We start from the raw sequence: 20,104 nt of genomic DNA on the forward strand, positions 1-20,104 counted from the left end.
AATTAATTTTATAAGAAATATAATAATCCTAATGAATTGTGAATTACATTTTTCATATTCATTAGGATTATTTTTTACTGATAAATTAATCTATTGTAAGGGTGTAATATTTTAAATAAGATATTATTATATTCAAGCTGACCAGATTTAAAGTGACTAGATTATGTTGATTACATCGATAAAATTGATTTTGTATACAATGTATGATATAATTCTATAGAATTTAATAGTGAGTCTTATTGACATAGTTATTCTCTAATAGTATAATTAGTGTATCGAATTTATTCGATTTGTTATATTTGAATTGAAAGAAGGATCACTATGTTGAACTTTATTTTTAAAAGTAAACCTAATTATGTAAATTTTGGCTTATTGATTTATCGCCTTGCATTGGGCATTTCCATGTTTTATCATGGTTATTTAAAATGGCTTAGCGGAGCTGAAGGGCTCTACAAAGTAGGGACTATGTTAGCACCTTTAGGTGTATCCGGTGGTTATGAGATGTTAGGCACTATGGCAGCACTTGCAGAAATGATTGGTGGTATTCTCATTGCAGTAGGATTATTTACACGTATTGGTGCTACTCTAGTTGTAGGTACTTTAGCAACTGCGACTATTGTGAGTTTGAATGGTAGTTTCTTTAGCTGGGACTACCCATCTCAATTAGGCTTTGGTGCACTTATGTTATTCTTTGCTGGTGCTGGTCGCTTTAGTTTAGATAAAGCTTTATTTAAATAATTAGGAAATTAGAATAAAAGACTCATCGGCTGATGAGTCTTTTATTTATGTAGAAAGGTTATCATGAACAAAAAAACAGTTCCATTCACGTCAGAACAATTAGAAAATATTATTGCTCAGTATCCAACTCCATTCCATATTTATGATGAAGAAGGAATTATTGAGAATATGAAATCTTTCATCAATGCATTCTCTTGGAATAAGGGATTTAAGCAATATTTTGCAGTTAAAGCAACTCCAAATCCGTATATCATGCGTTTGTTACAAAAGCTTGGGGTTGGCGCAGACTGTTCTTCCTTAGCGGAACTACTTTTATGTGAAAAAGTGGGTATTACGGGCCATGATATTATGTTCACATCTAATGATACACCATATGTGGAGTATAAAAAGGCACTTGAAATGGGTGCAATCATCAATCTTGATGATATTACACATATCGAATATTTAGAAAAAAATCATGGCTCTTTGCCAGATACATTCTGCGTGCGTTATAATCCGGGTTCTTTAAAAGAAGGGGGCAATACAATTATTGGCCTTCCTGAAGAAGCTAAATATGGTATGACACGCGAACAAATATTTGAAGCGTACAAACAATTACAAGCTAAAGGTGTAAAACACTTTGGTATTCATACAATGGTTGTTTCTAACGAACTTGATATTGACGGTTTAGTTGGTACAGCAGAGCTTTGCTTTAATCTTGCTGTAGATATTAAAAAAGAACTTGGTATCACTGTTGAATTTATTGATTTAGGTGGAGGTGTAGGTGTAGCTTATAAACCAGAACAAACACCAGTAGACTTCCGCGTATTAAGCAAGGGTGTAGAAGAAGCGTATAATCGAATTTTAGTAGCTAATGGACTTAATGATGTAGCATTGGCTTATGAATGTGGGCGTATGGTAACAGGTCCATTTGGTTATCTTGTTTCTACTGCTATTCATAAAAAAGATATTTATCGTCATTACATCGGTTTAGATGCTTGTATGGCAAATCTTATGCGTCCGGCGTTGTATGGCTCTTATCATCACATTACCGTAATGGGGAAAGAAAATGCTCCCAAGGATCATGTATATGATGTAACAGGCTCCTTATGTGAAAATAATGATAAATTTGCTATTCAACGAGAGCTGCCAAAAATTGATATTGGAGATCGTGTCATCATTCACGATGCTGGTGCACATGGACATTCTATGGGTTTCAATTATAATGGTAAATTACGTTCTGCAGAGTTATTGCTACATAAAGATGGCTCTGTTACACAAATTCGTCGTGCTGAAACATATGATGATTTATTTGGAACTCTTGATTTTTCAAACCTATAATTTAATATTGAGAATCGAATAGGATGAGAATTAATATTAATAAAAACCTATCAATATATGTAATACTTGATATTCTTTTAATTCCTGTATATTTTAGTAGGAATATCTTGCTATCATTTAGATAAGAATGTATAATGAGTGTAGATTGTTATGCACATACTTGCTAAGTTGGCGAGAATTACGGCGGTATTCACGTTAGTGCGTACCGCCTTTTTATATGTGTCAGTATATACGTTTTATATATAATGAGTGTATGTTTCTTATGGTTACATACAAATAAAAGGAGTGAACATTTTGGCTGAATTACTTCAGATAAAAGATTTAAAGGTATCTGTTGAAGAGAAACAAATCTTAAAAGGTATTGATTTAACAATTAATAAAGGTGAAATTCATGTTGTGATGGGGACAAATGGTGCTGGTAAATCTACACTTGCTAATGCAATCATGGGTAACTCTACATATACAGTAGATAGTGGTTCTATCATTTTTGATGGTAAGGATATTACGGAAGATGCAGTAAATGATCGTGCAAAAGCGGGTATTTTTATGTCCTTCCAAAATCCAATTTCTATTCCTGGTATTACTGTAGAAAACTTCATTCGTACAGCTAAATCCACAATTACTGGTGAAAATGTACGTGCATTATCTTTCAAAAAAGAATTGAAAGAAAAAATGGATGAATTATCCTTTGATTTATCTTATGCGCAACGTTATGTAAATGAAGGCTTCTCTGGTGGTGAACGCAAGAAGAATGAAATTCTTCAAATGTCCATTTTGAATCCTAAATTGGCTATTCTTGATGAAACTGATTCTGGCCTTGACGTAGATGCGGTTCGTATCGTATCTGAAGGTGTACAACGTTTCCATAACGAAGAAAATGCTGTATTAATCATTACTCATCATAACCAAATTTTACAAAAACTAAAACCAGACTATGTTCATGTGTTGATCAATGGCAAGATTGTTAAAACTGGTGATGCTTCTCTTGTACGTGAAATCGAAGAAAAAGGTTATGACGCATACAAAGCATTAGCATAGGAGGCATAATGGAAGAAAGAAAGAAAACCCAAGTCGCGGATATGGACCGTGGCGTCTATGATATAAAGAACGAATTTGAATATTCTTATATCTCTGATGCTGGTTTAACAGAAGATATTATCCGTGAGATTTGGTCTAATAAAAATGAACCAGAATGGATGCTCGATTTCCGTTTAAAGTCTTTGGAAATCTATAATCGCATGGGCATTCCAAATTGGATTCCTGATATCTCGGGCTTAGATATGGCAAATATTCATACATATGTTAAGCCTAAAGTAGATATGAAAGAAAACTGGGATGAAGTTCCAGAAGAAATTAAAAGTACTTTTGACCGCTTAGGTATTCCAGAAGCGGAAAAAACATCTCTAGCTGGTGTTGGTGCTCAATATGATTCTGAAGTTGTTTACCACAGTATTCAAGAAGATCTTGTTAAGCAAGGTGTTATCTATACTGATATCGAAACAGCATTACATGAACATGAAGAAATCGTAAAAAAATACTGGATGACATTAATTCCACCTACAGACCATAAATGGGCTGCTCTTCACGGTGCCGTTTGGTCTGGTGGTTCCTTCGTATACGTTCCTGCAGGTGTACAAGTAGAGATTCCATTGCAATCTTACTTCCGTTTGAATGCACCAGGTGCTGGTCAGTTCGAACATACGATGATTATCGTAGAAGAAGGGGCTAAATTGCACTTTATCGAAGGTTGTTCTGCTCCTAAGTATGATGTGTCTAACCTGCATGCAGGCGCTGTTGAACTGTTCGTTAAAGATAATGCTACATTGCGTTATTCTACAATTGAAAACTGGTCTAAAAACATGTACAACCTTAACACAAAACGTTGTGTAGTAGGTAAAAATGGTACAATTGAGTGGGTATCTGGTTCCTTTGGCTCCAAAGTTTCTTGTTTGTACCCAATGAGTATTCTCAACGGTGAAGGTGCACATGCTGAATTTACAGGTGTAACATTCGCAGGTGAAGGACAATTCCTCGATACAGGTTGTAAAGTGGTACATAATGCACCATATACAACAAGTAATGTAAACTCTAAATCCATTTCTAAATCCGGTGGCGCTGCAATTTATCGTGGCCTTTTGAAGATTGGCCCTAAAGCTGAACATTCCAAAGCAACAGTTTCTTGTGAATCCTTGATGCTTGATGCTGAGTCTCAATCTGATACAATTCCGGCTATTATCGTAGAAAATGACAATGTGGATTTAGGTCATGAAGCTAAAATCGGTCGTATTTCCGACGAAGCAATTTTCTATCTTATGACTCGTGGTATTAGCGAAGAAGAAGCTCGTGCGATGCTAGTTCGTGGTTTCGTAGAGCCAATCTCTAAAGAATTGCCACTTGAATATGCAGTAGAAATGAACAATCTAATCAATCTTGAATTAGAAGGTTCTATCGGTTAAGGAGGAATTATGAGCGAATTACTATTTAATGAACTCCCTAGACCGACATTCAGATGGTTGCGCGTTAATCATACTGTAAGCTCTCTAGCTGGAGAAGATACAGCGGTACAATCCATCGCTGTGGAAGCTAATAAAAATATACTTTCACCATTACCTGTTGGTACAGCATTACTAGATGGTAATTATGAAGGTGCTAATAAAGAAGCTGTTCATGTATTAGTTGAAAAAGCGGAAGGCTATGCTATCAATGTGCCTCCTAAGGCGAAAGAAGTTGTAGGCATCCGCATTGATGCTAATGCTCGTGTAGCAAACCGTTTCCAATTTATCGTTGGTGAAGGTGCTGAGCTAGAAGTACAATTCTATGTAACTGGTTCTGGCGATGCATTGACAAATGTTAGCTATTTAAACGAATACGATGTGAAAGAAGCTGGTAAGGTTGTAGTAAAAAAGGTAAATCTTTTGCCTGAACATGTACAGCATATCGAGCATCGATACACTAAATTAGAAGAAAAAGCAGATGTAGAATACATCAATATTGAAATTGGTGGCAGTGAAAACATCTTGAATTACTATCATGATTTAGTAGGTCAAGAATCCCGTATGGTTCATGACATTGCTTATCTTGGTAATAAAGAGCAAAAATTTGATATTTCTATGGTTATGAGTCATGGTGGTAAAAAATCATTTAGTGATATTCATACCTTAGGTGCTCTTAGTGGCAATTCTAAAAAATCCTTCAGAGGGACCCTTGATTTCCTTAATGGAGCAACAGCTTCTGAAGGTGCAGAAGAAGATACTTGCTTATTGTTAGATCCAACTGTAAAATCTGTTTCGTTACCACTTTTATTGTGTAAAGAAGATAATGTAGTTGGTAATCATGCAGCAAGTGCAGGCCAAATTGATCATAATAAATTGTTCTATATCATGAGCCGTGGCTTTAGTGAGGTAGAGGCAAAACATATCATTGTTGAATCTATGATTCGACCTATTATTGATCGCATTGGTGATGAAACGATTGAAGAAGCAGCGTTAGCAGCTGTACGTAATAAAATTTAAAGAGGCGTTTTTATGAGACCAATTGCAGAAGCATACAAAGACTTTCCTATATTACATAAAGAGCATAATGGGCATCGTGTTATCTATTTAGATAGCGGTGCTACTGCTCAAATTCCACAGTCCGTAATTGACCGTGTTGTGGAACATATGACACAACGTAATGGTAACCCACATCGTGGTTCTCATATTTTAGCCATTGAAGCATCTGAAGACTATGAAAATGCACGGGATCGCGTAGTTGAATTTATCAATGCTCGCGAACGAGAAGAGGTTATATTTACACGTAATAGTACGGAGTCAATGAACTTGATTGCCCACAGCTATGGCCTTCATAATGTGAAAAAAGGTGACAAGATTGTCATTACTGTTGCTGAACATCATGCGAATCTTGTAACATGGCAATATGTGGCAGAACAGACGGGGGCAACCTTAGAATACATGTATCTTGATGAACATGGGCACTTAAAAGATGGTGAAATCAATAAAATTGATGAAAAGACTAAAATTGTTGCTTTCGCTCATGTTAGTAACGTGCTTGGTATGGAATTCCCAGTAAAAGAATTAACTGAGAAGGCTCACTCTGTAGGTGCTATTGTTGTTCTAGACGGTGCTCAATCTACACCTCATAAAAAAATTGACGTACAAGCATTGGATTGCGATTTCTTCGTATTCTCTGGCCATAAAATGTGTGCATCTCAAGGGATTGGTGTACTATACGGTAAACGTGATTTATTAGAAACTATGCCTCCATTCCTATTGGGTGGCGATATGATTGAGTATGTAAAAGAGCAAACTGCTACATTCAATGAGCTTCCATATAAGTTTGAGGCAGGTACTCCAAATGCTGATGGTGCCGTTTCCTTGCATGCAGCTATTGACTATTTGGAATCCTTTGGAATGGATGCTATAGAAGCCTATGAAGAGGAGTTAGTAGCTTATATTCTTCCTAAGATTGTTGAATTGCCACATGTCCATGTTATTGGTTCTCAGAATCCTAAGGAAAAACATGGCGTTATTGCGTTCACTGTAGATGATGTACATCCTCATGATGTAGCTACAATTTTGGATTCTAAGGGAATCTGCGTTCGTTCCGGTCACCATTGTGCACAACCATTAGGTGCGTTCTACAATGTATCTGCATCTACTCGTTTAAGTATGTACTTATACACTCGCAAGGAAGATTTAGATGCATTCCTTGAAGTATTAAAGACTGTTCGTTCAGTAATGGGTTTTAAAGATTAGGAGAATTACCACTAATGGAAATGGATCAATTATATACGGAACTTATTTTGGAACATAACCAAGATAAACGTAATAAGCATGAATTATCTGAATTTACAAATTCTGAACATGGACATAACCCTAGTTGTGGTGATGATCTAACATTACAACTCAATGTAGTAGATGGTATCATTAAAGATGCTGCATATACAGGTTCTGGCTGTGCTATTAGCCAAGCATCTGCATCTATGATGATTGATATCATTAAGGGCAAATCTGTTGAGGAAGCACTTCGTTTAGTAGAAATTTTCTTGGGTATGATTAAAAAAGAGATTACCGATGAAAATGAGTTAGAAGAATTAGAAGATGCTATGGCTCTACAAAATATTTCTAATATGCCAGCACGTGTAAAATGTGCAGTTCTTGCATGGCATACATTGAAAGAGGCTTTAAAGAAATAATATGAAGAAAACGATATTATTTGATTTAGATGGAACCTTAACTGACTCTCAAGAAGGTATTCTTAAAAGCATTAAATTTGCATTGGAACATTTCGGTTATACTGTACCTGATGAAGAAACATTACAATTGTTCTTAGGACCACCATTGGTAGATGCTTTCCAAGAACATTGTGGTTTGACCTTTGAGCAAGCGGAAGAAACATACTTTAAATTCCGTGAACGTTATGGTACCATCGGTAAATTTGAAAATAAAGTATATCCGAATATTGTAGACTTATTGGCTAAATGCAAAACTGAACAATATACTATAGCTGTAGCTACTGCAAAACCAGAACATTATGCTAAAGATATTCTTGATCACTTTGAATTGACACCATACTTTGATGTTATTGTTGGTGCTAATTACGAAGCGGGATTGTTACACAAAAAAGAAATTCTTGAAAAAGCTCTCACGCTATGTGGTAACCCATTAACTGATGAAAATGGTCGTCGATTGACATTCATGGTTGGAGATCGTAAGTACGATGTAGAAGCAGCTAATGAACTTGGCTGTATCTCCATTGGCGTTACCTATGGTTATGGTACGGAATCTGAGTTAAAAGAAGCGGATGCCGAATATATCTGTGACGATGTTGATGAAATTGCTGATGTTCTCAATCTTGAAGAAATGATGGTTCGTAGATAAGCTATATAAATAGAATTACATATCAACCCAAATAAAAAGCTAGAGGAAATCCTCTAGCTTTTTTGCATCTTCATTTTATGTTATTTTTTTAGGCCACTTTTTTTAGCTAATGTTTTGATAACCTTAGCACTTTGTTTTTTCAACTTGCCCCCTGTTTGTTTGAGTTGGATACGTGTACGAGAAACACGACCAAGTGTAGTAATCTTAGTTTTGCGACGTGGCTTCATATCACGTTCGTTACCAAAGTCGCCACGTTGCACACTCGTTGCCTTTACTTTTTCAGCTCTAAAAGATTTACGTAGGGCTTTCATAATTAATGTAAGTGGTAATGTTTGCTCGAAGGAATACAAATCAACTGCTACATAACCAAGTGCAGGATATGTGTGCAATGTAAAGTGAAAACCTGGTGCGACAGAAAGGAGGGCGATTTCCTCGTCCATAACTTGACAACTGATTTCATCTACATCAAGTTCAGCTAAGTCAAATGCGGTTGCTACACTTTCCTGTACAGCTGTAGCGGATGAAATTGCGTCTTCATCGCAGGAATATAAATCAATTAACAGTTCTTGTCCTAATGCTTCTGCCATAACAACACCTTCCTTCAGAAAATAATATCTCATTTATTATACATAGATTTAAGGATTAAGTCCAATTATATGAGAATACATTAAAAGTCAAACGTTATTTTTATAAAATTTGACTTTTATATTGACTAAGGTCAAAAAGTCAAATATAATAGAGTTATGTTAAAGAACAAATAGTCAAAACTATAGTAAATAAACTTTAAAGGGGTGTTTTTTATGAGTATGATAGCTGATAAAATAGAAAAATTTATATTAGACCGTATGCGTGAAGAACAAGAAAAGCTAATTTTAAAGCGTAATGAATTGGCTGATGAATTAGATTGTGCGCCATCCCAAATTAGTTACGTATTAAGTACGCGTTTTTCTAATGAGCGCGGTTTCGATGTTGAGTCAAGACGTGGCTTGGGTGGATATATTCGAATCAAAAAAATTAACCCAGAAAGTTCAGATTCTTTACCTGCTGTTACAACTTATCGGATTTATGAAGGTCCAAATACGGTAGAACGATTAATTGATATGCGAGATGTAGATCAATCATTATTTCAATTATTACAATCTGAAAAGATTACCCGTCGTGAAGCTCAATTGATGCATAATTCTTTTGCTACATTAATTGAAAATGTAGACGTAGAAGAACGTAATGATGCTGTTCGTCAATTATATGCATCAATGGTGGACACTTTGCGGAAGGAGTGATGATTTGTGTTATGTGATCATTGCCATAAAAATGAAGCTACTATCCATATGACTAATATCATAAATAATCAAAAGACTGAGCAACATCTTTGCAGTAGTTGTGCCACCAAGTTACAACAAGCTGGGAAATTATCTCCTTATAGTTCTTTTATGAATGATATGTGGGATAATAACTTTTTTACTAATGATTTTTTTAAGAATATGGTGTATCCAGATAACTTATTAAAAGCTCATCAATCTAAGAGCTGCCCTCAGTGTGGTATTACTTATGATGAATTCAATCGGGTAGGTAAGTTTGGCTGTGGTCAATGTTATGAGACTTTTAATAGTGAAATAAATCCATTATTAGAACGAATACAAGGTAGTTCTGAGTATGAAGGGACTATACCTAGTCGTGGTACTAATGTATTTAAAGCAAAGTATGAAGTAAAGCAATTGCGCCGCCAATTAGATACAGCTATTCAAGCTGAAAACTTTGAAGAAGCTGCAATTTTGAGAGATAAAATTAAAAATCTAGAAGTTATCATTGATGGTGATAACGAATAGGAGGTTCTTATGTTAGATACTATATTGGACTCTCCGCTAAGTCAGTGGCTGTGTCAGGATACAGAGGCGACAGACCACATTGTAATTTCAAGTCGTATACGATTGGCGAGAAATTTTGATGATATATTGTTTACGAATCGTGAAGATACAGTTTCCTTAGAAAAAGTGAATACAATCTCTCGAGGCCTATTGCCAATATTAAAAAAGGCTGATGAGCACCAATATACAAATATTAGCCTTGAGCAATTAAGTCAACGTGAGCGTGCTGTCTTAGTTGAAAAGCATTTAATGAGTCCTGCTTTAGAGGAACAATTACCGTATCGTAATTTGATTGTATCTGATGATGCTTCTATCGCAATTATGGTAAATGAAGAAGATCATTTACGTATTCAATCTATGGCTCCAGGACTTAAATTGCAACAAGCTTATAATCATGCGGTTCAAATTGATAAAGCTATCGAAGCAAAATACCCTTATGCCTTTGATGAGCGATTTGGTTATTTAACTGCTTGCCCCACTAATGTGGGTACAGGTTTACGGGCCTCTGTTATGTTACATTTACCCGCATTGACGTTATCTGGTCGTATTACGAGACTCATTCGTAACATAATACAACTAGGTTACTCTGTACGAGGGTTGTATGGGGAAGGTTCCGAAGCTTTAGGTTGTATTTACCAGATTTCTAATCAACGAACGATGGGTATTAGTGAAGAAGCAACTATTGAGCAATTGATTAAAATCGTAGAAGGAATTATTGCAGAAGAACGAAAGTCTCGGCAATCTTTATTACACAACGATAAAGAAGGTTTGGAAGATATACTTTGGCGATCCTATGGAATTTTACAATATGCACGACGTGTAAGCGGTAAAGAGGCACTTAGTAAGCTTAGCGACATTCAATTAGGTGTAGATTTAGAAATATTACCATTCTGGGGTAAAGATACTTTTAATGAGCTTGTTGCTATAACTAGACCAAACTTCCTCTCTAAATACTTAGGTAGTGAAAATTTGACAGATACCGATCGCGACAGCTATCGTGCAAAGGTGATACGTCAAAAACTTTCAAATTAATATAAATACATAAATAATTAATGCATGATTATTTATTTTGTATAGATTGATTTATATAATTTTCTTAGTTTACCGTTAAGAGATTTGTAAAAAATAGTAAATATTAATACTAGATAGCATAATAGATTAATAGAGTTTAATAATATTTTTGATATTCCAATGGTTATTTCACCATTGTTTATATATATTTGAAAAGAAATAATTACAATTTACATAGATAGATGAGGTGATATTATGATGCAACGGTTTACAGACGATGCACAGCGTGTTCTTTCGTTAGCTCAAGAGGCTGCTTTGGAGTTAGGACATGACTATGTTGGTACTGAACACGTACTCATTGGCCTTACAAAGGTTAAAAATGGTGTAGCAGCTAAAGCTTTAGAAGAGCTTGGCCTTGTTACAGAAGATATTTTTGAAGCTGTAGAAGAACATGTAGGACGTGGTAATAAAAAGGCAACGTCAATATATATGACACCTCGCGTTAAACATGTACTTGAGCTTGCCATTCAAGTAGCAAATCAAATGAATCACAATTACGTTGGTACTGAGCATATTCTATTGGGCCTACTTAGCGATGGTAGCGGTGTTGCAGTTGCTATTTTACGAGCTATGAATATACGTAGTAATGATGTAGTAGAAGCAATTCGTAGTATTCTTGGCTCGAATAAAGGTAGCAATAATGGTGGTCAAGAGGGAATAAATAGCAATAATGATTTAGGTGAGCTGTCAGATTTTGCAACTGATCTTAATGAGTCTGCTAAACAAGGTAAGATTGATCCTGTTATTGGCCGCGATACGGAGATTCAACGAGTCATTCAAATTCTCAGCCGTAGAACTAAAAATAATCCTGTTCTTATTGGTGAACCAGGTGTAGGTAAAACAGCTATTGCCGAAGGCTTGGCACAGCGTATTGTGACTGATAATGTACCGGAGATTTTACGTAATAAACGCATTATTTCTCTTAGTATTGGTTCTATGTTAGCGGGTGCCAAGTACCGTGGTGAATTTGAAGAACGGTTAAAAAAAGCCATTGATGAAGTACAACAACATGATGATATGATTATCTTTATAGATGAAATTCATACATTGGTTGGGGCAGGTGCTACTGAAGGCGCTATGGATGCAGCTAATATCTTAAAGCCTGCTTTGGCACGAGGTGAATTCCAAGTTATCGGTGCCACAACACTTGATGAATATAAGAAATATATAGAAAAAGATGCTGCTTTAGAGCGTCGTTTTCAACCCGTTCAAGTAGGAGAGCCTAACGAAGAGGATGCTCTTGAAATTTTAAAGGGATTAAGAGATCGGTATGAAGCTTTCCATAAGGCTAAGATTACAGATGAGGCATTAACAGCAGCTGTGTCTTTATCTAGCCGATATATTACAGATCGATTCTTACCTGATAAGGCTATCGATGTAGTCGATGAAGCTGCATCTAAGGTTCGTATGAAAGTATTTTCTTCAGCACCTGATGTTAAAGCATTAGAGGATCGCCTCAATACAGTTAAGAAAGAAAAAGAAGCTGCGGTTACGTCTCAAGATTTCGAAAAGGCTGCAAAGCTTCGCGATGAAGAACAATTACTATTAAAAGAAATTGGTGATAAAAAATCTATTGCTAAAGAAAAAAGCGATCAAAAGTTAATAGTAACAGAGGAAGACATAGCTGCTGTAGTAGCGCAATGGACAGGCATTCCAGTGGCTAAAATTGCAGAAGAAGAGTCTGCAACCTTACTACATTTGGAAGAAGAACTTCATAAACGCGTAGTAGGTCAAGATGAGGCTGTTACTGCTGTAGCTAAAGCTGTACGCCGTGCAAGGGCTGGATTAAAAGACCCAAAACGGCCTATTGGTTCATTCTTGTTCCTTGGGCCAACTGGTGTAGGGAAAACTGAGCTAGCAAGAGCGCTTGCATCCTCCTTGTTCGGCGATGAATCTGCTATGATTCGACTTGATATGTCTGAATATATGGAAAAACATACTGTGTCTCGCTTAGTCGGTGCCCCTCCAGGTTACGTAGGCTATGAAGAAGGTGGACAATTAACAGATGCGGTACGTCGCAAACCATATAGCGTTATCCTCCTCGATGAAGTGGAAAAGGCACATGCAGATTTCTTTAATATTTTGTTACAAGTTCTTGATGATGGTCGTCTTACTGATAGTCAAGGAAGAACTGTAGATTTCAGAAATACAGTTATTATTATGACAAGTAACTTAGGTGCTAAAGCTTTACATAAAAACTCTCCAGAACTTGGTTTCTTAGCGGCTAAAAAATCTGATTTCAATGTAGATGAAAATAAAGAAATTGAGTTTAAAGAGGCTAAGAAGTCAGTAATGGATGCGGTGAAACGTCATTTTAGACCTGAGTTTTTAAACCGTATTGATGAAATGATTGTATTCCATCCATTAACAGAAGAGGACTTAAAAGAAATTGTAACTATCTTGATGAGTGATGTTACAAAACGCCTTGAAGCGCGTGATTTACAATTAGAAATCTCTCCTGAGGCTATGCATTTACTTGTTAAGGAGGGCTCTGATTTCACAATGGGGGCTCGACCATTAAAACGTGCTATTCAACGTTTAATTGAGGACCCAGTGTCCGATCTTATTTTGAAAGGAGATGCAAAAGAAGGTAAAATTATTAAAGCAGATGCAAAGGATAACGATCTTGTTGTATCAATATGATAAAAATACAAATTATACAGTTGATGACTACCTTTCATATAAAAAATATAAGTTAAATGGTATACTATAAAATGATGATAGTTAACCATGTAGTAAAATTATGCATAAAAGGTCATGAATGGTTATCATTCATGACCTTTCTTTTTAAATGTATTGAGGTGTTATGGCAAAAGCAAAATCTGTATTCTTTTGTCAAAATTGTGGGGCTGAATCCTCTAAGTGGATGGGCCGTTGTCCACAATGTGGAGAATGGAATACATTAGTTGAAGAAATAATTAAAGAAACTAAACATAGTCGAACACCTTCTCGAGGTGTTGGAAATCAAACGGCGAAGCCTACCGCCTTGCCAGATATCGAAATTTCTTCTATTGCACGCGTATCTACAACCTTTGGTGAAATTGACCGTGTATTAGGTGGGGGCATAGTGCCTGGTGCTCTAATGCTTTTAGGTGGTGATCCTGGTATTGGTAAATCTACTCTGTTACTACAAGTATCCCAGAAGGTAGCCGATACAGTAGGAGCAGTTCTTTATGCATCTGGTGAAGAGTCTCAGTTACAACTTAAACTTCGAGCAGAACGACTGCATATTAATAGTGAACGGTTACAAGTTATTGCAGATACTGATCTAGATCATATATTGGAGCAAGCTGAAGCAATGACTCCTTCCTTACTAGTCATTGACTCTATACAAACTATGTATACTGGAGATATAGATGCTGCGCCAGGCAGTGTTAGTCAAGTTCGTGAATGCACATCTCGCCTACTTCGCTTCTGTAAAGAACGAAATATACCTACTGTAATCATTGGCCATGTAACAAAGGAAGGCAATATTGCAGGGCCTCGTATGTTAGAGCATATGGTAGATGTAGTGCTTTACTTTGAAGGGGAGCGTTCTTATCAATTCCGTATATTACGGTCCATTAAAAACCGTTTTGGATCTACATCAGAAACAGGCATTTTTGCTATGGTAGAGGAAGGGTTACAGGAATTGTCCAATCCGTCTGCTTCTCTTTTAGCCGAGCGTTCCGATGAAGAAAGCGGCAGTGCTGTTATGATTTACCTCGAAGGGGTTCGCCCCATCTTGGTAGAGGTACAAAGCTTGGTCGTTACTACGGCTTTTGGTATGCCTAGACGTACGGCGATTGGTTATGATCTTAACCGGTTAATCGTATTATTAGCAGTCTTAGAAAAACGCTGTGGCTTTACATTAGGTAATAAAGACGTGTATGTAAATGTTATCGGTGGTCTCAAGGTAAATGAACCTGCTTGTGATTTATCTATGGCGGTTGCCATTGTGTCAAATCTGAAAAATCGAATCGTTCCAACAGATATGGTAATTTTAGGTGAAGTAGGCTTAACTGGTAATGTTCGCAGTATTCCTCGCATTGAACAGCGTATAAATGAAGCCAAGAAATTAGGTTTTAAAAAGTTTATTATTCCTGAAGGCAACTATAAACAAATTAAGGATAATGATAGTTCTATCAAAATTAAAGGTGTCAAATCTATACAAGAGGCGATGCAACTCGTATTTTCATAATTAGGAGGTGATTTCATGATTTATCGGATTTTACGCTATGTAATAGCCATTTTAGTAGGTACAGCAGCCTACGTGGGAATGGATAGCTTAGCACCTATTATTGACCCATATTTGGTTTCTCAATTTGAATCTTTTGGGGACATGTCGTTAACAATTGCACGTATTGCAGTATTAATCGTAGGTACTCTATTAGGCCTTGTTATTGGTTATCTGATTTCATCATTTATTCTGAAACAAGGTTTAGTAATTGCTAAAAGATTAGAGCGTATTCTTACTCATATTCCAAATCAAGAATTGATTGCAGGCACCATCGGTTTATTATTCGGCCTTATTATTGCAAATCTAATTGGTGTTGCATTCAATCAAGTACCTATTATAGGACCTTATATTCCTATAATTTTGAGTGCTATTTTTGGATATAGTGGACTTAAAATCATGGCTCGTAAAGGACCCGAAATGTACAATAATTACGTACAACAATGGGGAGGAGATAGCACTAAAAAAACAAGTCGTTTTAAAATGTTTTCAACTCATAAATTAGATAAATCCTCTAGTACGCCAAAATTACTAGATACTTCAGTTATCATTGACGGTCGTATCAAAGAACTATGTGCTACGGGCTTCATTGAAGGCCCTCTTATGGTGCCACTATTTGTATTAAATGAGTTACAGGTAATTTCTGACTCTGCGGATGCTACGAAACGCAACCGTGGTCGACGTGGCCTTGATATTTTGAAGGATATGCAAGATGCCAATAAGGTAGCTATAGAAGTTGTTGAAGATGATTATGATGATCTTGTAGAGGTTGATTCAAAACTTATGCGACTTGCTTTAGATAAGCAGTGGAAATTGATGACTAATGACTTTAACTTGAATAAGGTGGCTCGTGTACAAGGTATTGAAGTGCTTAACCTTAATGAATTGGCAAATGTATTAAAACCTGCTCTAATCGCTGGAGAATGGATTCGCGTTCAAATCATGAAAGAAGGTAAGGAAGTACACCAAGGTGTGGCTTATCTCGACGATGGCACGATGATTGTCGTAGAGGATGGTAAGCCTTATGTTGGTCAAAATGTAGAGGTTATGGTTACATCCATATTACAAACGAGTGCAGGACGGATGATTTTTGCTCGTGTAGATGGAGGACAAAATGGGCAAGGCAATTAGTTGTATCGTTCTCGCTGCAGGTGCTGGTCGCCGTATGGGATACAAAGAAAATAAGATATTTATTCCTTTAGGGGGACATTCTATTATTCAACGTACCATACAAAATGTAGAAAAGATTGAAGGTTTAAAAGAAATTATTCTTGTTGTAGCTGAAGGCGAACAAGAATATATGTCTAACCATATTCAAGGGTTGGATTTGCATATTCCTGTAAAGATAGTATTTGGTGGAAGAGAACGTCAAGATTCTGTGGCATATGGTCTCAAAGCTGTATCAGAAGATAGTAATATTGTGCTAGTTCATGATGGAGCGCGTCCATTAGCATCAACTAAACTGTTTGATTCTGTTGTTAGGGCCGCAATAGAATATAGAGCTGCTACTGTAGGTGTCCCTGCTACGGATACGATTAAACGGGTTAATACAGAGCATACCGTAATAGAAACCTTGAAACGCAGTGAGTTATACCAAATTCAAACACCACAAGGCTTTCAAAAAGATCTATTTAAAGAGGCCCATCAAAAGGCTCATGACGAAAAATATTTAGGCACTGATGATGTGTCCCTCGTCGAGTATTTAGGTAAGCCTGTACATATAGTAAGTGGAGACTATTGTAATATTAAGGTGACCACACCTAATGATATTGCAGTAGCAAAACGATATTTAGGAATTGAGGATAAGCGTATGCGCGTTGGATTTGGTTATGATATTCATCAATTAAAAGCAGGGCGTCCTTGTATCTTAGGTGGTGTTCATATCGAGTCTGACCTTGGTCCTGATGGTCACTCCGATGCAGATGTTCTCATTCATGCATTGATGGATGCCATGCTAGGTGCCGCTGGTTTACGGGATATTGGATACTATTTTCCACCTGAAGACGACCAGTATAAAGGGATTTCTAGCATGCTTTTACTAGAAAAAGTAAATTTCTTATTGAAAGAACGTGGGTTACAAGCCTATAATATTGATATTATGGTTATTTCTGAGACACCTAAATTAAAACCTCACATCGATATGATGAAGTCTAATTTACAGTCTATTTTAGAGATACCATTAGATCGTATTAGTATTAAAGCGACAACAAATGAAATGCTAGGGGCTATTGGTCGCCGCGAAGGCATTGCTGCACAAGCTGTCGTTTCTGTATATGAAGGAGAGATTTAATCATGAGTTCCATGAAAGTTCGTTTTGCTCCAAGCCCTACGGGTCCATTCCATATTGGTGGTGCTCGTTCTGCTTTATTTAACTGGTTATTAGCACGTAAGGAAAAAGGCACATTTGTATTGCGCATTGAAGATACAGATTTAGCTCGTTCTACACGTGAAAGTGAAGAGAATATTAAAGCTTCCTTACAATGGCTTGGCATGAACTGGGATGAAGGCATTGATGTAGGTGGTAATAATGGTCCTTACCGTCAAACAGAACGTCTTGATTTATATAAAGAAGTAACACAACGCTTATTGGATGAAGGTAAAGCTTATGAGTGTTACTGCACACCTGAAGAGTTAGATGCGGTGCGTCAAGATCAAATGGATCGTGGGGAAACACCAAAATACAACGGTCATTGTGAACACTTAGATGAAGAGACAAAGGCTAAATACATTGCTGAAGGTCGTAAACCTACAATTCGTTTGCGTGTACCGTTGAATAAAACATACGCTTTTGATGATATGGTACGTGGGCATGTATCCTTTGAGTCCAATGGTGTAGGTGACTTCGTTATCGTTAAATCCGATGGTATTCCTGTATATAACTTTGCTGTAGTAATGGACGATCATATGATGGGGATTACTCACGTTATTCGTGCAGAGGAACATCTATCCAATACACCTCGCCAAATGGCTATCTATGAAGCTCTTGGTTGGGAGGTCCCTAAGTTTGGTCATATTTCTTTGATTCTTGGTAAAGATTACAAAAAAATGTCCAAACGTCATGGTGCTACCTCTGTTGAACAATACAAACAATTAGGGTACTTGCCAGAAGCACTTGTAAACTTCTTGGCACTTCTTGGTTGGGCTCCTGAAGGTGAAGAAGAATTCTTCACACAAGATGAATTAATTCAGGCTTTCTCTATGGATCGGGTAGCGAAAAATCCTGCTGTGTTTGATATTGATAAATTGAACCATATAAATTTCCACTATATGAAGAATTTGAGTGATGAAGAGTTATTCCATCTTTGTTTACCGCATTTGAAAGAGGTTGGTTTAGCTCCAGATAGCTTGAATCAAGCTGATATTGATTGGTTGGCATTATTATGCTCTACATTCCGTGATCATATTAGCTATGGTGCTCAAATTAAAGATCATGTAGGCTTGTTTATGGGCGAAACAGTATTCCTTGAAGAGGGGCATGAAGAGGAGTTGCGTGCTGTATTGAATGAAGAAACAGCTCCAACAGTTCTCGGCGCTTTCCGGAATGCATTGGCTGAACTTGATGAAATTACACCTGAAGTTGTAAAAGCAACAATCAAGGCCGTAATGAAAGAAACCTCTTTAAAAGGTAAATTCGTATTTATGCCAATCCGTGTAGCTTTAACAGGTCAAATGCATGGTCCGGATTTGAATAATATTGTTACATTACTTGGTAAAGAAAAGTGCTTACATCGTTTAGATAATGTAGGTGCATTAACAAAATAAATTTGATCAATTAATCAAAGGAGTTCACGTAACAAGTGTTATGTGAACTCCTTTTGTATGTGTTGTTAATATTCTATAGAAATGCTATAATAATCGGCGTATTAAATTTTGATTTATTATGAAAGCGAGTGTTTTTATGAGTGTTATTCGTTCTATTAATCACTTATTCAATAGTTATCTATCCTGGATAGTACTATTGATGGCTGTTTTAGCATATATGCTACCTGCAGTATTTTCTTGGATGACTCCATATATTGCTTACATGCTACAGTTTGTTATGTTTGCGATGGGGTTAACATTAACGGCTCAAGTCTTTATTGATGTATTTAAGCAACCAATGAAGGTTATTCTCGTATCCGTAATCCAATTCTTATGGATGCCATTGGCAGGTTTCTTAGTAGCCTTAGCATTTAATTTTCCTCCAGAAGTTGGGATTGGTTTTATCTTGTTGGGTGCATGTCCTGGTGGTACTGCTTCTAATGTAATGACCTTCCTTGCAAATGGTAATGTTCCCTTATCCGTATCAGCAACAACTGTATCCACATTATTGGCACCTATTTTAACGCCTTTATTTGTCGTATTATATGCAGGTGCAACATCTTCTATTGAAATTCAATTTATGCCAATGTTTATATCCATTGTAAAAATCGTGTTAGTACCAATTATTTTGGGGATTGTATTGAATTACTTTATTGGCGCAAAAATTGAACCTGTAAAATCTGTATGTCCAACCATTGCAGCTATCGCGGTATTGCTTATCTTGGCAGCTGTAACTGCAGTTAACCAAAAGCAAATTGCCGAAACTGGTTTCATTATTTTTGTAGCGTGTTTAGTACAAAATTTGAGTGGTTATGTTGTGACATACTTTATATGTAAAGCTCTTAGTATTGATGTGTCTTCTCGTCGTGCTATGCAAATCGAAGTGGCTATGCAAAATTCTGCATTATCCGTATCTTTAGCACTAAAACACTTTACACCACAAGCTGCGGTAGCAGGTGCAGTATTCTCCATTATTCATAACTTTACAGGATCTATTTTTGCCGGTATTTGCCGTAAACATGATGATCAAGATAAATTAGAAAATGCTTAATATTAATTGATTTGATGTAATGACATTATTATTACTTGTGTGCTATAAAAGCTATTGTTATGAATGATAATAGTAATTTAATATTCTGATTATATATCCTCATCTTTCTAATTAAGCTATTTAAAATACCTATGTATGATATGTGAATAGCTGCCTATGAAAG

Annotated in this window: 18 protein-coding genes; 17 read left to right on the forward strand and 1 reads right to left on the reverse strand. The window is 36.4% G+C overall.

Annotated features, from left to right (window positions below):
• Positions 1-321 precede the first annotated feature (321 nt).
• The 8 genes from DWV85_RS01790 to DWV85_RS01825 all read left to right on the forward strand — a co-directional run bounded on the left by DWV85_RS01790 (position 322) and on the right by DWV85_RS01825 (position 7,937).
• The gene (locus DWV85_RS01790; RefSeq protein WP_123137904.1) at positions 322-738 is read left to right on the forward strand and encodes a DoxX family protein; all 417 of its coding nucleotides are present in this window, start codon (positions 322-324) and stop codon (positions 736-738) included.
• A gap of 63 nt (positions 739-801) precedes the next feature.
• Complete coding sequence (locus DWV85_RS01795; protein ID WP_008601096.1) at positions 802-2,058, forward strand: diaminopimelate decarboxylase; 1,257 nt, start codon at positions 802-804, stop codon at positions 2,056-2,058.
• Positions 2,059-2,352: 294 nt separating this feature from the next.
• Entirely contained in the window at positions 2,353-3,096 is a 744-nt protein-coding gene (gene sufC / locus DWV85_RS01800; RefSeq protein WP_004696035.1) for a Fe-S cluster assembly ATPase SufC, read from the forward strand.
• An 8-nt stretch (positions 3,097-3,104) separates the two neighbouring features.
• On the forward strand, positions 3,105-4,514 hold the full coding sequence (gene sufB, locus DWV85_RS01805; protein WP_004696034.1) for a Fe-S cluster assembly protein SufB: 1,410 nt from the start codon (positions 3,105-3,107) through the stop codon (positions 4,512-4,514).
• Between the two features lie 9 nt (positions 4,515-4,523).
• The gene (locus DWV85_RS01810) at positions 4,524-5,570 is read left to right on the forward strand and encodes a SufD family Fe-S cluster assembly protein (protein WP_008714047.1); all 1,047 of its coding nucleotides are present in this window, start codon (positions 4,524-4,526) and stop codon (positions 5,568-5,570) included.
• A gap of 12 nt (positions 5,571-5,582) precedes the next feature.
• Positions 5,583-6,812 carry a SufS family cysteine desulfurase gene (locus DWV85_RS01815; protein ID WP_004696029.1) on the forward strand — a complete coding sequence of 410 codons (1,230 nt, stop codon included), beginning with the start codon at positions 5,583-5,585 and terminating at the stop codon, positions 6,810-6,812.
• Between the two features lie 14 nt (positions 6,813-6,826).
• On the forward strand, positions 6,827-7,252 hold the full coding sequence (gene sufU, locus DWV85_RS01820; RefSeq protein ID WP_004696027.1) for a Fe-S cluster assembly sulfur transfer protein SufU: 426 nt from the start codon (positions 6,827-6,829) through the stop codon (positions 7,250-7,252).
• Position 7,253: 1 nt separating this feature from the next.
• Positions 7,254-7,937 (forward strand): HAD hydrolase-like protein, encoded by a 684-nt coding sequence (locus DWV85_RS01825; protein WP_004696982.1) that lies wholly within the window; start codon positions 7,254-7,256, stop codon positions 7,935-7,937.
• Between the two features lie 80 nt (positions 7,938-8,017).
• On the opposite strand, the gene DWV85_RS01830 is transcribed toward DWV85_RS01825, so the two are convergent.
• The gene (locus tag DWV85_RS01830) at positions 8,018-8,524 is read right to left on the reverse strand and encodes an S-adenosylmethionine decarboxylase (RefSeq protein ID WP_004696023.1); all 507 of its coding nucleotides are present in this window, start codon (positions 8,522-8,524) and stop codon (positions 8,018-8,020) included.
• Between the two features lie 213 nt (positions 8,525-8,737).
• On the opposite strand from DWV85_RS01830, the gene DWV85_RS01835 reads away from it, so the two are divergent.
• The 9 genes from DWV85_RS01835 to DWV85_RS01875 all read left to right on the forward strand — a co-directional run bounded on the left by DWV85_RS01835 (position 8,738) and on the right by DWV85_RS01875 (position 19,941).
• On the forward strand, positions 8,738-9,217 hold the full coding sequence (locus DWV85_RS01835; RefSeq protein WP_004696020.1) for a CtsR family transcriptional regulator: 480 nt from the start codon (positions 8,738-8,740) through the stop codon (positions 9,215-9,217).
• Between the two features lie 6 nt (positions 9,218-9,223).
• Complete coding sequence (locus DWV85_RS01840) at positions 9,224-9,763, forward strand: UvrB/UvrC motif-containing protein (RefSeq protein WP_123137905.1); 540 nt, start codon at positions 9,224-9,226, stop codon at positions 9,761-9,763.
• Positions 9,764-9,772: 9 nt separating this feature from the next.
• The gene (locus DWV85_RS01845) at positions 9,773-10,834 is read left to right on the forward strand and encodes a protein arginine kinase (protein ID WP_123137906.1); all 1,062 of its coding nucleotides are present in this window, start codon (positions 9,773-9,775) and stop codon (positions 10,832-10,834) included.
• A gap of 234 nt (positions 10,835-11,068) precedes the next feature.
• Positions 11,069-13,516 carry an ATP-dependent Clp protease ATP-binding subunit gene (locus tag DWV85_RS01850; RefSeq protein ID WP_123137907.1) on the forward strand — a complete coding sequence of 816 codons (2,448 nt, stop codon included), beginning with the start codon at positions 11,069-11,071 and terminating at the stop codon, positions 13,514-13,516.
• A 163-nt stretch (positions 13,517-13,679) separates the two neighbouring features.
• Positions 13,680-15,053, forward strand: coding sequence for a DNA repair protein RadA (gene radA / locus DWV85_RS01855; RefSeq protein ID WP_004697141.1), 1,374 nt, complete (start codon positions 13,680-13,682; stop codon positions 15,051-15,053).
• 15 nt (positions 15,054-15,068) lie between these two features.
• Complete coding sequence (locus DWV85_RS01860) at positions 15,069-16,220, forward strand: TRAM domain-containing protein (RefSeq protein ID WP_004696009.1); 1,152 nt, start codon at positions 15,069-15,071, stop codon at positions 16,218-16,220.
• Positions 16,204-17,379 carry a bifunctional 2-C-methyl-D-erythritol 4-phosphate cytidylyltransferase/2-C-methyl-D-erythritol 2,4-cyclodiphosphate synthase gene (locus tag DWV85_RS01865; protein ID WP_077708469.1) on the forward strand — a complete coding sequence of 392 codons (1,176 nt, stop codon included), beginning with the start codon at positions 16,204-16,206 and terminating at the stop codon, positions 17,377-17,379. Before DWV85_RS01860 ends, DWV85_RS01865 begins: the two co-directional genes overlap by 17 nt.
• 2 nt (positions 17,380-17,381) lie before the next feature.
• Positions 17,382-18,851 (forward strand): glutamate--tRNA ligase, encoded by a 1,470-nt coding sequence (gltX, locus tag DWV85_RS01870; RefSeq protein ID WP_123137908.1) that lies wholly within the window; start codon positions 17,382-17,384, stop codon positions 18,849-18,851.
• 136 nt (positions 18,852-18,987) lie between these two features.
• On the forward strand, positions 18,988-19,941 hold the full coding sequence (locus DWV85_RS01875; protein WP_230949586.1) for a bile acid:sodium symporter family protein: 954 nt from the start codon (positions 18,988-18,990) through the stop codon (positions 19,939-19,941).
• Positions 19,942-20,104: the final 163 nt, after the last annotated feature.

The organism is Veillonella sp. AF13-2 (assembly GCF_003603295.1).
Lineage (GTDB): Bacteria > Bacillota > Negativicutes > Veillonellales > Veillonellaceae > Veillonella > Veillonella parvula_E.